A 12894-nucleotide genomic window follows, 5' to 3' on the forward strand; every position below is an offset into this window, starting at 1 on the left:
TCACGGGCATCCCATGATTGGGGTAGACTCGTCGCAGCATGTCTCCCAAAAAGAAGGTCTTCCGCAAAGTCACGGCCGTGAAGGCGCTCGCCCGCAAGGTGCTGGGCACCACTCCGCCCACTCGTAGGGCGCCTGGGACGAAGAAAGAGAAGACCGCGAAACACAAGCCGACGTTGGGAAAAATGTTGTCGGAAGAATAGCCTCGGTTATCGCGGAAGCGGCAAAACGAAATTCAAAATCTCTGACACCAGCGCTGCGAGCGCCATCCCAAACACATAGGTCCGTAGATAGGTGTATTCCGTCCGGCGGGTGGCGTAGATCGCATAGAAGCCCACGAATACAGCGCTGTTAAAGGTGATGAAGAATCCGGTGGAGCGCATCATATCGCGCGCCGCTTTGTGCACGGCGACATACTGCGCCGGGGTGCGGCTCGACATAATGATTCCGTAGACCAGGATGTTCCAGGCAGCGAGGATCAGAACCACGATCAAAGTGAGTCGAAACCCGACATATCTTCGCACCAGAGCCGGTGTGTTGGTGCGCAGAAACTGTTCGGTCTTTTCCGCTACTGCCATCTCTACACCGCTTTGATCAGCAAACACGTGATGTCGTCATGCTGGGGTGTCATGGCGACGAACCGGTCCACGTCCGTCATGATCTGGTAAAGCATCTGCGCCGGGCCTAGCTGCAGGTTCGCGTTGACGACTGCGATCAACCGGTCTTCCCCGTATTCCTGCGCATGGTCGTTCTCGGCCTCGACTACGCCATCGGTAAAGATGACCAGCCAGTCGCCCGGATTCAAAGTCAGTGTCGCTGATGGGTAGGTCACGTCTTCCATCATGCCCAGCGGAATGCCGCCGATATCCAACCGCTCGAGCTGTCCCGTCGCGCGCCGCAGCATTGGGTTGTTATGACCAGCATTGATGTACGTCAATGTCCGTGTCGCCGGCGTATATTCCGCCAGGAATGCCGTGGTGAAACGACGCCCCTGCTGGCTGTTGGTGCAGGCGTATTTATTCATGCTCGCCGCGAGATCGGGCAGCGAGATGTCGGCGGTGGAGAGAGTTTTCAAGCTGGCCTGGAAGGTCGCCATCAACAGGGCTGCCGGCATGCTCTTTCCCGCCACGTCAGCGCAGGCGATCAGCCAGTGGTCGTTTCCGCCGGTGCGCGGGAAGACATCGTAAAAGTCTCCGGCCACCGTGTTCGCCGGCCGCGTAACAAACGCGACTTCCATCCCCGGGACAATCGGAGGCGTCGCGGGCAGCAGCCACTGCTGGATTTCTTTAGCGATCTGCAAATCGCGCTTCATGATCACGCGGTCGCCGATCTCCAGGATCAGCAGCAGGAACATCAGCAGTCCGCCCCAGAACTGCGGATTGACGACGATGGTCTGGTTCTGGGTGGTGTGCCACGTGATCTGTCCGAAGAGCAACGAAACCAGCGCAACCAGCAACAGCACGCGGCGGGCGGGCGAGAGCTTTTCCATCACCGCCCAGAAGAACTGTTCCGCCATGAACCAGAACTTGTGGCCGGGCTTCATGCCCGAAGTGCGGTCCTGGTTGATTTCTTTGGAGTAGAAGCGGTAGCCAGCGCGTGTATCGGCGCGAAACTGCGACCAGAGCTGGTCCATTGCCATGCCCTCGGTCACACGGTTCCAGAATCGAGACCAACCGGTACCGGGAAGAGGACGCGGTTTCTGCGGAGCTGGAGCGGCGCTACTCATGAAGTGGTCTGGCAATTATAGAGGAGCGGCGCAGACACTGTGAGGAATGGGCAAAGGCATGAGACGTACATCACAGACAGCCTTTTCGCCCCGCGCGATGATTGGCTTAGCAGCGGACCCATGCAGCATCGGGACCGCGGCGAATTTTCATTGGCGACAGGGACGTACTCATGAAAAAGCTACTCGTCTGCCTCATCCTGCTGATGGCCGTTCAAGTGTGGGCGCAGGACAAAACCAAGGTCACGGTCAAAAGCACCGAAAAGAACAATGGCGTAGTCATCGTTACGATTAACATCAGCGACGCCAAAAAGAGCGTCGATCTCAACTGCAACGACGGCACTCCGAGCTGTGCGGCGCCGAAGGCCGGGGAATACTGGATGGTGAAGCTCCCCAAGAACCACGGCGTCTACGACTGCCAGTGCGTCGATCTATTCCCGGTGACCGCCGATCCCGACAGCGATCCGAAGCTCGGCGAATACTGCATGCCTTAAGCTATCCGGCCGCGACGGCGACGCTGTTGCGGCCCTTCGCTTTCGCCTCGCCGCACGCCTTCAGCGCCGAGTCCAGAAGATCTTCTGCGCTCATTCCCGGCTTCCAATCGGACAGCCCGCAGGCGCCTGTCAGGGTGATTTCTTTGCCATCGTGCAGCCGTAACTGCGCGTTCTCAAGCGTCGACTTGAAACGGTCCAGGCTCGTCAGTGCGCGGTTGGCGTCAACGTAAGGGAAGAGCGCGACGAAATCATCGCCGGCCAGTCGCGCCACGCTGTCCTCATGACGCAGGGTGGCACGAAGTATGGTGCCGAAGTGTTTCAGGGCGGAATCTGCCGCATGCGGCCCATGTTTCGCAACCATAGCTTTCAGATCGTCGAGCGATGCGACACAGACGCTCATCGGATGCTTGTATCGACTGGCGGCTGCAATCGCCTTGCCGACGTAATTCAGGAACGCCGCGCGGTTGGGCAGCCCGGTAAGCGGATCGGTCGTGCCATCCCGCTGGATCTGCTTTTCGAGTGCCTTGCGGTCGCTTACATCGCGGAACGAAATGACCGCGCACTCGCCGTGGACCGGGTCGTTCAGGACACTCGCGTTCGACTCGATCCAGATTTCGGTCTTGTTGGGCCGCGTGATGCCGAAGATGACGTTACGCTGCGGCTCGCCGGTTGCCAGCGCTTTGTAGGACGGCAAGTCTTCGGTCGGGATCGGGAAACCGTCGGGCTGGACGGGTTTGAAATGTAGCATTGAAAACGTCTGCCCAACCATGTCCTTCAACTCGGTTCCAAGCAGAACGGATGCCATGGTGTTGTGCGCCAGCAGCCGCCGCTGCGAGTCGCGGACGATCACGCCCTCCGCCAAGGTCTCCATCACGGTGTGCAGGAACCGCCGATGGTTCTCGGCCATCGCACGCTGCCGGTGCAATTCCATCAATTGCGCCGCTTGCGATGCGAGCGTCCGCAGCGCACTCTCCTGGAACGGCTTCAATGTGCGAGGCTGGCGGTCGATGATGCAAAGGGCGCCGAGTCCAAGTCCCTTGGATACCAGCGGCGCTGCCGCATAGAAGCGAATGTTCGGCTCGCCGGTGACGAGGGGATTGTCCTCAAAGCGCGGGTCCTTCGCGGCATCGGGCACCACCATGAATTCGTTGGGCTTGAGGATGGCATGGGCGCAGAAGCTCTGTTCGCGCGGCGTCTGGTCCGATTCCACGCCAAGCTTCGCTTTGAACCATTGCCGATCGCTGTCTATGAAGGTCACGGTTGAAATCGGGGCTTCACAGATCTCGGCGGCAAGCGCGACGAGATTGTCGAACGAACTGTCGGGAGGTGTATCGAGAATCTGGAAGGAGGTTAGTTCCTGCTGTCGTGCGGCTTCATTTGCTGGAATTACGGCGGGCATACGGGTTCCTTGGAAAGCGTGTCGGCTATTGTAACCACGCTCTCCCATCCCCGGCATGTGACCGAAGGGTGTAACCTGTGCGCTTAGATCATGAAGCGAGCCATCATCCTAGCCGCTGTCTTGCTCTGCATGCCGGTCTTTGCCGCGCAAGCCCAGCCCGCACCGTCCGCCACCGAAGTGCTGGCGACGATGGAGCGCGTCGCCGACTGGCAACTCGCGCATCCCTCGTCTCACGCCACAACCGAGTGGACGCAAGCCGCCGGATACGCCGGCATGATGGCGCTCGCGAATCTTTCGAAGGGCCCCAGGTACCGTGAAGCCGTGCGCTCGATGGGGGAAGCCAACGCCTGGAAGGCCGGCCCGCGCACGTATCACGCCGATGACTTAGCGGTTGGCCAGACCTACGAAGCACTCTACGTCTTCTACAAAGATCCCAAGATCATCGCGCCCCTTCGCGAGCGCCTCGACTTCATCCTCGCGACCCCGTCCAAAGTCCAGTCGCTCGACTTTCAGCAGAAATATGATCAGGTGAGCGAACTATGGTCGTGGTGCGATTCGCTTTTCATGGCGCCGCCGGTGTGGGTCGAAATGTCGGCGATCACTGGCGATCCGCGCTACCGCGAGTTCGCGATCAAAGACTGGTGGCGCACCACGGATTTCCTTTACGATCCCGCCGAGCATCTTTATTACCGCGACAGCACGTATTTCAATCGCCGCGAAGCCAACGGGCAGAAGGTGTTCTGGAGTCGCGGCAACGGCTGGGTGATGGCCGGACTTGTTCGCGTGCTTGATGCTTTGCCCCCGCAGGATCCATCGCGGCCGCGCTTCGAGAAGCTCTATCGCGACATGGCGCAAGCCGCGCTTAAAGCACAGCAGCCCGACGGTCTTTGGCACGCCAGTCTTCTCGATCCGCAGAGCTATCCACTCAAAGAGACCAGCGGCTCTGGTTTCTTTACCTATGCTCTGGCGTGGGGAGTGAACCACAAGCTGCTCGACCGCGCTGAATACGAGCCCGCTGTCGTAAGAGCATGGAGCGCGCTGGTGGCTTGCGTGGATAAAGACGGCAAGCTCACGCACGTCCAGCCCATTGGCTCCGATCCCAAATCGTTCGCCGAGGATTCGACTGAGGTATATGGCGTCGGGGCATTCCTGCTCGCAGGCAGCGAGGTCTATCGCATAGCTGAGAAGGGAAAGCACTGACGCGATGGGAACGCGCCTGATCTGGCTTTTCCTCATGTGGTGTATCGCGATCTGCGCGATCGCAGAAGATGGTCATGATGCCTGGCTGCGCTATGCGCGCTTGCATGAAGCGACGGCGAAACAATTCCAATCGCTGCCGAAGTTGGTCGTCACCCTCGGCGACTCGCCCCCGATTGGCTCGGCGCAAACGGAACTCAAACGCGGTCTCGCACGCATGTTGGGCCGCGAAATTCGCGCTTCGAAGCAAACGCCCACACAAGATTTCATCCTGCTCGGCGTGCGCGATCAAATCGAAGAAATGTTTGCGAATCTGCACGTGCCGGAACTCGCCCCCGATGGCTTCTGGCTCGACTGGACTGAGGTCGGTGGCCACAAGGCTCTCGTCATCGCCGGCGGCTCCGATCGCGGTCCACTGTATGGCACGTTCGCGCTTCTCGGTAAAATCGCGCGCGGCGAAAACCTCGAGACGCTGGATGAAGTGCAAAATCCAGCGGCGCCGCTGCGCTGGATCAACCAATGGGACAACCTTGACGGTACCATCGAACGCGGCTATGCCGGGCCATCCATTTTCTTCGAGAACGGCAGCGTTCGTGCCGATCTCACCCGCGCCCGTGAATACGCACGCCTGCTCGCATCGGTCGGTCTCAATGGATGCGTGGTGAACAACGTCAACGCCGACCCGCGTATTCTGGACGACGCTTTCATCCCACAACTTGCGCGAATCGCGGACGCCTTTCGCCCCTACGGCGTGAAGCTCGGCGTATCCGTGAATCTCAGCATGCCAAAAACGGTCGGTGGGCTCGACACATTTGATCCACTCGATCCGCGGGTGCAGGCGTGGTGGGCGCACAAGTTCGATGCCCTCTACCGCGCTATTCCTGACTTCGGCGGTGTCGTCGTGAAAGCTGATTCCGAAGGCCAGCTTGGCCCCTCCGCCTACGGCCGCACGCCCGTGGATGCTGCCAACGTCATCGCGCGCGCGCTGCGGCCGCATCACGGCGTGGTTTTTTACCGTGCGTTCGTCTACAACCACCATCTCGACTGGAAAGATCCGAAGGCCGACCGTGCCCGCGCTGCGTACGACATCTTTCATCCCCTCGACGGCCGCTTTGATGACAACGTCATCGTGCAGATCAAGAATGGCCCCATCGATTTCCAGGTGCGCGAGCCCGCATCGCCCCTATTCGGCGGAGTGAAACAGACCAGCAAAGCCATCGAATTGCAGATCACCCAGGAATACCTCGGCCAACAGCGCCACACTGTCTACCTCGCGCCGATGTGGAAACAGACGCTCGACTTCGACATGCACGTGGATGGTCACGACACCCCGGTCAAATCTCTCCTTCGCGGCGTGGTTGGCGTCGCTAACGTCGGCATGGATGCAAACTGGCTCGCCAATCATCTCGCGATGGCCAATCTCTACAGTTTCGGCCGTCTCGCGTGGGACTCGAATCTCAGTGCCGAAGCGATCGTGGATGAATGGATGCGCCTCACCTTCGGCAACGATCCCGAGGTCGTGCAGAAGGTCCGCGAAATCCAGATGGAGTCATGGCCGGCCTACGAGCACTACACCGGCCCGCTCGGCCTGCAAACGCTCACCAACATCACCGGGCCGCACTACGGTCCGGCGCCGGAGTCGCAGGAGAGAAACGGCTGGGGCCAGTGGATCCGCGCCGAGCACGACGGCGTCGGTATGGACCGCAGCGTCTCGACCGGCACCGGCTTTGTCGGCCAATACTCGGCGGAGGCGCAAAAACAATTCGAGACCGCGGCGGCCACGCCCGACGAGCTTCTCCTCTTTTTCCACCACGTTCCGTACACGTATAAGTTGCACGGCGGGAAGACCGTGATCCAGGCCATCTACGACTTCCATTACGAAGGCGCGGCGCAAGCGAACGAATTCGTGAATACGTGGGAGACTCTCGAGCGCAAGATTGATCCCGACCGCTATCAAGCTGTGTTGGCGCAGCTTTCGTACCAGGCCGATCACGCCATCGTGTGGCGCGACGCCATCAACGACTGGTGCCTCCGCACCTCGGGGATCTCCGACGCGCAAGACCGAGTCGGCCATCATCCGGATCGCATCGAGGCGGAGTCAATGCATCTCGAAGGCTACACAGCCGTGGAGCTCACCTCATGGGAAGGTGCGTCAGGCGGCAAAGCCGTTGCATGCCCGAAAGAGCGCACTTCCTGCGCTGTGGAAACGAGTATCAACACTGACGGTACCTACGACATCGCGGTGCAGTACTTCGATCTGAACGGTGGCGTCGCGAGGTTCGAATTGTTCGTCAACGATCAGCGTGTCGCTACTTGGAAGGCAGACCGCCAACTACCTGGCAAAGACCTAAGCGCCGATTCTTCTGTTCGCGAACACATCAACGGAATTTCCATGAATCGTGGCGACCATCTGCGAATCGTCGGCACCCCCAACGGCGGCGACCCCGCGGCCATTGACTACATCGAGATCCAGCCGCATGCGAACTAAGCGCGTACTCGCAAGCCAAGCATTCCGCCTCCTGCTGGCGATTCTCTGCCTCGCTCAGTTTGCACTGGCCAGCGACCGATGGCAGGGCACCTGGGCCTCCGCGCAGATGATTGCCGCTCCATCCGACTTGCCGGATCTCGTATTCCACGAAGTCACTGTGCGCCAGAACATCCGCATTTCCTGCGGAGGAAATAAGCTGCGGGTGCGCATCTCCAACGAGTTCGGTGACGGCCTCCTCGATATCGGCGCGGCAACCATCGCTCTCACCGGCAAAGCGAGTTCAATCAGGAAAGCCAGTGAGAAGGCGCTGAAGTTCGCCGGTCAGAAGCGAATCAGCATCGCCGCCGGAACCGCAGTCACATCCGATTCGCTTACCTTCGCTGCGCCCGCGCTCTCACGTCTCACGATCACGCTGTACATCAAATCCGCGCCCAAACAAATCACTGCGCACCCCGGCTCGCGCACCACTTCGTATCTGCTCGCAGGCAACAGCGTTCACTCGGCGGAACTGCCGACCGCCGTGAAGATCGACCGCTGGTACTTCCTAAGCGCGGTCGAAGTCTCGGCGTCGCACAATGCCGGCGCCATCGCCATCCTCGGTGACTCCATTACCGACGGCCGCGGTTCCACCACCAACGGCAACGACCGCTGGCCTGATCGCCTCGCTGAGCGTCTCGCCGCCGACCCTAAGACGGCCGGCATCGGCGTGCTGAACCTCGGCATCGGTGGCAATCGTCTTCTCCTCGACGGCACTGGCCCTAGAGCTCTGGACCGTCTCCAGCGCGATATCTTCGCGCAGTCCAATGTCCGCTGGCTGATCGTGCTTGAAGGAGTGAACGACCTCGGGACCCGGCCAAAAGAAAAGGGCGCCGCAGATGCCGGGGCCACAGCCGCCGACATCCTCTCGGCCTACCAGCAGATCATCCGCGAAGCTCACTCGCACAATATCCGGGTATATGGCGCGACCATCCTGCCCTTCGATGGTGCGGCCTACGCCACGTCCGAGAATGTCGCCGACCAGCAAAAGATCAACGATTGGATGCGCACCAGCCGCGCCTACGACGCCGTCATTGATTTCGCCAAGCTCTTAGCTGATCCATCGCATCCCGACCGACTGTTACCGGCCTTCGATACCGGCGACCACCTGCATCCGTCGGCACCCGGTTACAAAGCGATGGGCGACGCGATTCCACTGTCGTTATTCAATCCGTGAAAGTTGGATTAGGTGGAGGAACTGGCCTACGCTATGATGCGCCACCTTGGTCGCAGACTGGGCTAATTGCTGGGAATTTGCCAGGACTCTATACTTGTCCACTGGTCGAGGCGGGAGTGCCGAATGGGAAAACAGACGGAGTCGGTTTGGATACCCGAGGTGCGGCCCACGGATACCGCTGTGGTGCACGAATCTGCCATGTTCCGTGTTCTGAGCGCAATGCTGGAACGGGGGACGATCGGCCGTGACCACTCATTGCTAGTCGTCTTCGGCGGAGAGTTTGATCGCGCCGTCATCGCCGAATTGGCTTTCACGAATGTCTCCCTGTCGAACATATCGAATGCCGTGGGCGACTTGCACTTCGACGCCAGGGCATTTCCATTCCCGGACAACTCCTTTGACCACGTCATAGCGCATGCCGGTCTCCATCATTGTTCACGACCGCATCAGGCGGTTTGTGAAATGTATCGGGTCTCGAAGAAATCAGTCATCTTTTTCGAATCGCAAGACTCATGGATGATGCGTCTTGCGATTCGCATGGGAATGACGGTTGACTATGAGTGGAATGCAATTCTCGACCACCGTCTCCAGCGCGGCGGCGTCGACGACCTGCCCGTGCCGAACTACGTCTACCGCTGGACTCGCAGAGAAGTTGAAAAGCTCGTTCGGTCGCTCGACCCCGGTCACGTCCCTCACCTGAACTTCACCGTGCAATGGGACTTCACCTACAAAAGGGTGATGCGGAGATTGCAGCGCACCCCGCTCCGGTTCTTTCCCTCATGGCTCCTGAGTGGCTCATGTAGGGCCGTACTCGCAACCTTTAACCTGTTGTTTTCCAGTTATGGCAATGTATTCGCGGTGCGGATTGAGAGGTCGCAGACCGAGCAGCCGTGGATGAAGGACGGGGTATTTGTGCCACCATTCCAAGTACAATCCAGCGAAGCCGGATCCTGTGAGCACGAGGTCAGCTAAGCGCTGTTAAGAGCCCTTGGCGGAAGCGTGTGCGAGTCGAACACACCCTCGACAGGACGAGCCTGCCGAACACCGGTTTTGAAGACCGGGGCGGTCACCGGACCACTTTCGCTTCCGTATCCCGATTCTAGCAGTCACCCGTTTTTCACCAACTCCGGTATCCTTGTGCCCATGACCGCCCGCACCTTCGCCTACCAGCAACTCGACGTCTTCACCAACCAGCCGCTTCAGGGCAATATGCTCGCCGTCTTTACGGACGCCCGCGGCCTCTCCGACGCCGAGATGCAGGCCATTGCGAAGGAAACCAATCTCTCCGAGACAACGTTCATTCTGCCCCGCGACGCCGAGACCGAAGCCCGCGAAGGTGTGAAGGTCCGAATCTTCACGGTGGAGGAAGAACTCCAGTTCGCCGGTCATCCCACGCTCGGCACCGCATATTTGCTGCACCAGAGCGACGACAGCGACCAGGTCACCCTCGATCTTAAAGTCGGCAAGATCCCCGTCACCTTCACCCGCGACGCCCAGGGCCTGGCCTTCGGCGAAATGCGCCAGCGCGACCCCGAATTCGGACAGGTCCACGACGACGCCGTTGCCATCGCACGCATTGCCGGCATTCGCCTCGACGACATCGACGCATCTCTCCCGATCCAGACCGTCTCCACCGGAATGCCTTTCGTCATCGTGCCAATCCGCACTCTCGCGGCACTTCGCAACCTGCGCTTCAACTGGCAGGCGGCGTCCGACTATCTCGCCAAGACTGACGGCAAGTTCTTCTATTTCGTCTCGGAAGAAACCGAGCAGAAAACCTCGTCGCTCCACGCCCGCATGATCTTCTACAACGGCGAAGATCCGGCTACGGGTTCGGCTGCGGGCTGTTGTGCAGCGTGGGCGGTGCAACATGGCGTGGTTGCGTCAGACGCGCAGGCGATCATCGAGCAGGGAATCGAGATGAAGCGAGCGAGCTACATTCATTTCCGCGCGACGAAGCGTAACGAATCGGTCAGCAATGTCCGCGTAGGTGGTCACTGTGTGAAGGTGTCGGACGCGACCTTGTCGTTTTAGGACCCAACAAGCGGCATGAAATGAACCACATCGCGGAACCGCAGATTTCCACATCATGCACAGGCATTTTTCTCGAAAGAGCCCTTTACACGCCCGTCATCGGCTTCTAGTATCGCCTTCGCTCTGGCTCAAAAAAACTGGTGAAAGTGAAACGGCGGACCTGCTCAAGTCCGTCGCGCAGTGTGCCCTGGATGAAGCCCAAACGCACGATCTTATGTGTTGACGACAACGAACAATCCCTCTCCATCCGCAAAGTCATGCTTGAGACCCGCGGCTACCGCGTGATCACCACCCACAACGGACGCGAAGCGCTCGACTTCATCCGCCGCGGCGGCATCGACCTCCTGCTTACTGATCTCGTCATGCCCGAACTCGATGGCAACGAGCTCATTCGTAAAGCCAAGGAACTCTCGCCCTTCACGCCAGCGATCCTTTTCTCCGGCCACACGAAGTTCATCACCACCGATAGCCAGGCGGACCTCTTCTTGCCAAAGGGAGCGCACGCCCCGATCGAACTGCTCGAGCGCATCCGGTTGATGCTCGTCCGCAAGCGCGGACCGAAGCGCCCGGCAACATCGGTGCCCATAGAAATCGCCGCCCACGTCGGCGCGAGTCCCGGCATCGCCTAATTCAATTTTCATTCGAATAAAAGACCGGCCTGCGGGCCGGCTTTTCTTTGTTTCGAAAAGCAGCAACTCACCTCAGGTGTTTTCCCTACTATCCAGAGTTGCTGGATTTCCACATTCAGAGTAGCCGGATTAGGTGCGTTTTGCTGTAAATCCAGAGTCTCTCGTCTGTAACGCAATGAAAATAAATAAGAAATGCCGATGGCTAGTTCTGTGGAGTTAGTTCTCGCCTAGGAGATTCACCCGATGCGTTTTAAGGTTAAAACTTGAAGAACATTAAGCCCAATGGAGGATGTTGGCGGGCAACCCAAACGAATACTCTGCACAAGTCGCGAGTGATGCATCACCCAGATTCGCTCTGCCTCATTCCTAACTAGTTTTATTTGTGCAGGAGACAAGCCTAAGGTGACGATTTCAAGAGCCATCGCCATCATTCCCACCTTATCGGCCCGCTCCTTTTGCTGGTTTTCCGGTTCGCAGCTCGTGCCGGAACTTCAGAGCTCCATCAGTCAGGCGAAATTGGTCTCGATCTACAAGGCGTTCTGGCCAGAAGGTAGCAGCGTCTCGGAACTGAATGCAGCGTTCCAAATCGACGGCAACCGCTACCACACGCCGTACAGCACCGTGTTCGACAAGTTCAGCTTGTCGGCTTGGTGAGCAATACCGGTCACCCGACGGCAAGACTGCCGGGGACCTGCTCCACCACTTTGTCTTGGAAGTTGCAGTACTTCAGCGGAGGCAGTATATGCGTTCTTTGATCGTTGGCCTTTTTGTGTTCGCCCTCACGGGCCTGGCGTCGGCGACGGTATCCGTTTTTTCTCCCACCAACGGATCCACCGTTTCGACATCGGTCCATGTGACCTCGACCTCCTCCTCCTCTCATGCGATCACCAAGACGATCGTTTACATCGATAACAACCAGGCCTACACCAACTCCTCCAGCACCGTCAGCACATACGTCACGGTGGCTGCCGGCGCGCACACCATGGTCGTGCAGTCGTGGGACTCGGTCGGAACGGTCCTCAAATCCTCCGCGATCGCCTTCACTGCGAACGCCTCGGTGGTTCCTGCCAACGCTGCGAAGTACCTCAACATTGACCAGATGTCCGGATGGGAGTCCTGCGACAAATGCGCCGGCGCTGGTGGCAATGGACCGACTGCATACCATTCGCTCACCCAGGGCGTTCTGTCGCCGGTACTAAACGGCAAGTCCACCCAGCTTTATCTCCAGCCGAGCACGGCGTACGCCAACGCTTTGTGGTGGAAGCAACTCGGGGCCAATTCCAGCGTCAGCAACTTCTCGTATGACCTGTACTTCTACATGAAGAATCCTTCTGCCTCGCAAGCCCTGGAGTTCGACCTGAACCAGTCGATCAACGGCAAGAAGTACATCTTCGGCACGCAATGCGATATCAAGAACCATCACGACTGGGACATCTACGACGCCTATAACCACAAGTGGATGCAGACCGGCATCGCCTGCTCGGTGCCGCAAGCGTACACCTGGAACCATCTCATCCTGGAATTCCAGCGCGTCAACGGACAGATGAAGTTCATCTCCGTTACTCTCAACGGGAAGAAGAGCTACTTCAACAAGAGCTACAACCCCACCACCAGCAGCGTCACCGAGTTGAACATCGCCGTGCAATTGGATGGCGACGGATCCGCTACTCCGTACAACCAGTGGATCGACAACGTAAACATGTACGCCTGGTAGATTTTT

13 protein-coding genes and 1 tRNA gene are annotated in these 12894 nt (G+C 58.9%); 10 read left to right on the plus strand and 4 right to left on the minus strand.

The window, feature by feature from the left end; translation table 11 throughout:
• Positions 1 to 38 precede the first annotated feature (38 nt).
• Complete coding sequence (locus ACID345_RS26815; protein ID WP_187148943.1) at positions 39 to 200, plus strand: hypothetical protein; 162 nt, start codon at positions 39 to 41, stop codon at positions 198 to 200.
• A 6-nt stretch (positions 201 to 206) separates the two neighbouring features.
• Here the strand turns inward: ACID345_RS26815 and ACID345_RS04920 are convergent, their stop codons facing one another.
• Both ACID345_RS04920 and ACID345_RS04925 read right to left on the minus strand, forming a co-directional pair.
• A complete protein-coding gene (locus ACID345_RS04920; RefSeq protein WP_011521763.1) occupies positions 207 to 575 on the minus strand; it encodes a hypothetical protein in 369 nt (122 codons plus the stop codon).
• A 2-nt stretch (positions 576 to 577) separates the two neighbouring features.
• Positions 578 to 1723 (minus strand): PP2C family protein-serine/threonine phosphatase, encoded by a 1146-nt coding sequence (locus tag ACID345_RS04925; protein ID WP_011521764.1) that lies wholly within the window; start codon positions 1721 to 1723, stop codon positions 578 to 580.
• 170 nt (positions 1724 to 1893) lie between these two features.
• Here ACID345_RS04925 and ACID345_RS04930 point away from each other — a divergent pair, with 170 nt between their 5' ends.
• A complete protein-coding gene (locus tag ACID345_RS04930; RefSeq protein WP_011521765.1) occupies positions 1894 to 2214 on the plus strand; it encodes a hypothetical protein in 321 nt (106 codons plus the stop codon).
• Position 2215: 1 nt separating this feature from the next.
• On the opposite strand, the gene ACID345_RS04935 is transcribed toward ACID345_RS04930, so the two are convergent.
• Positions 2216 to 3613: a sensor domain-containing diguanylate cyclase gene (locus tag ACID345_RS04935; RefSeq protein WP_011521766.1), complete on the minus strand. Its 1398-nt coding sequence runs from the start codon at positions 3611 to 3613 to the stop codon at positions 2216 to 2218.
• Positions 3614 to 3703: 90 nt separating this feature from the next.
• Here ACID345_RS04935 and ACID345_RS04940 point away from each other — a divergent pair, with 90 nt between their 5' ends.
• From ACID345_RS04940 to ACID345_RS04955, 4 genes are all read left to right on the plus strand, one after another.
• A complete protein-coding gene (locus tag ACID345_RS04940; protein WP_011521767.1) occupies positions 3704 to 4813 on the plus strand; it encodes a glycoside hydrolase family 88/105 protein in 1110 nt (369 codons plus the stop codon).
• A gap of 4 nt (positions 4814 to 4817) precedes the next feature.
• Complete coding sequence (locus ACID345_RS04945) at positions 4818 to 7298, plus strand: alpha-glucuronidase family glycosyl hydrolase (protein ID WP_011521768.1); 2481 nt, start codon at positions 4818 to 4820, stop codon at positions 7296 to 7298.
• Positions 7288 to 8511: an SGNH/GDSL hydrolase family protein gene (locus tag ACID345_RS04950; RefSeq protein ID WP_011521769.1), complete on the plus strand. Its 1224-nt coding sequence runs from the start codon at positions 7288 to 7290 to the stop codon at positions 8509 to 8511. Before ACID345_RS04945 ends, ACID345_RS04950 begins: the two co-directional genes overlap by 11 nt.
• Positions 8512 to 8634: 123 nt before the next feature.
• Entirely contained in the window at positions 8635 to 9483 is an 849-nt protein-coding gene (locus tag ACID345_RS04955) for a class I SAM-dependent methyltransferase (protein ID WP_011521770.1), read from the plus strand.
• Positions 9484 to 9500: 17 nt separating this feature from the next.
• Here ACID345_RS04955 and ACID345_RS26555 read toward each other — a convergent pair.
• Positions 9501 to 9599: transfer RNA gene (locus ACID345_RS26555), tRNA-Sec, on the minus strand.
• Here ACID345_RS26555 and ACID345_RS04960 point away from each other — a divergent pair.
• From ACID345_RS04960 to ACID345_RS04975, 4 genes are all read left to right on the plus strand, one after another.
• Positions 9562 to 10545: a PhzF family phenazine biosynthesis protein gene (locus ACID345_RS04960; protein ID WP_228370734.1), complete on the plus strand. Its 984-nt coding sequence runs from the start codon at positions 9562 to 9564 to the stop codon at positions 10543 to 10545. The genes ACID345_RS26555 and ACID345_RS04960 overlap by 38 nt on opposite strands.
• Before the next feature lie 191 nt (positions 10546 to 10736).
• Positions 10737 to 11174, plus strand: a complete 438-nt coding sequence (locus tag ACID345_RS04965; protein ID WP_011521772.1) for a response regulator — start codon at positions 10737 to 10739, stop codon at positions 11172 to 11174.
• Between the two features lie 402 nt (positions 11175 to 11576).
• Positions 11577 to 11828, plus strand: a complete 252-nt coding sequence (locus ACID345_RS04970; protein WP_011521773.1) for a hypothetical protein — start codon at positions 11577 to 11579, stop codon at positions 11826 to 11828.
• An 88-nt stretch (positions 11829 to 11916) separates the two neighbouring features.
• Positions 11917 to 12888, plus strand: coding sequence for a hypothetical protein (locus tag ACID345_RS04975; RefSeq protein ID WP_011521774.1), 972 nt, complete (start codon positions 11917 to 11919; stop codon positions 12886 to 12888).
• The last annotated feature ends 6 nt before the right edge of the window (positions 12889 to 12894 follow it).

The organism is Candidatus Koribacter versatilis Ellin345 (genome assembly GCF_000014005.1).
Classification (GTDB): Bacteria; Acidobacteriota; Terriglobia; order Terriglobales; family Acidobacteriaceae; genus Korobacter; species Korobacter versatilis_A.

What these genes read in the sequence shown, in the direction of transcription:
- ACID345_RS26815 (WP_187148943.1), top strand. Translation starts at nt 39, where the DNA reads ATGTCTCCCAAAAAGAAGGTCTTCCGCAAAGTCACGGCCGTGAAGGCG.
- ACID345_RS04920 (WP_011521763.1), bottom strand. Translation starts at nt 575, where the DNA reads ATGGCAGTAGCGGAAAAGACCGAACAGTTTCTGCGCACCAACACACCG.
- ACID345_RS04925 (WP_011521764.1), bottom strand. Translation starts at nt 1,723, where the DNA reads ATGAGTAGCGCCGCTCCAGCTCCGCAGAAACCGCGTCCTCTTCCCGGT.
- ACID345_RS04930 (WP_011521765.1), top strand. Translation starts at nt 1,894, where the DNA reads ATGAAAAAGCTACTCGTCTGCCTCATCCTGCTGATGGCCGTTCAAGTG.
- ACID345_RS04935 (WP_011521766.1), bottom strand. Translation starts at nt 3,613, where the DNA reads ATGCCCGCCGTAATTCCAGCAAATGAAGCCGCACGACAGCAGGAACTA.
- ACID345_RS04940 (WP_011521767.1), top strand. Translation starts at nt 3,704, where the DNA reads ATGAAGCGAGCCATCATCCTAGCCGCTGTCTTGCTCTGCATGCCGGTC.
- ACID345_RS04945 (WP_011521768.1), top strand. Translation starts at nt 4,818, where the DNA reads ATGGGAACGCGCCTGATCTGGCTTTTCCTCATGTGGTGTATCGCGATC.
- ACID345_RS04950 (WP_011521769.1), top strand. Translation starts at nt 7,288, where the DNA reads ATGCGAACTAAGCGCGTACTCGCAAGCCAAGCATTCCGCCTCCTGCTG.
- ACID345_RS04955 (WP_011521770.1), top strand. Translation starts at nt 8,635, where the DNA reads ATGGGAAAACAGACGGAGTCGGTTTGGATACCCGAGGTGCGGCCCACG.
- ACID345_RS04965 (WP_011521772.1), top strand. Translation starts at nt 10,737, where the DNA reads ATGAAGCCCAAACGCACGATCTTATGTGTTGACGACAACGAACAATCC.
- ACID345_RS04975 (WP_011521774.1), top strand. Translation starts at nt 11,917, where the DNA reads ATGCGTTCTTTGATCGTTGGCCTTTTTGTGTTCGCCCTCACGGGCCTG.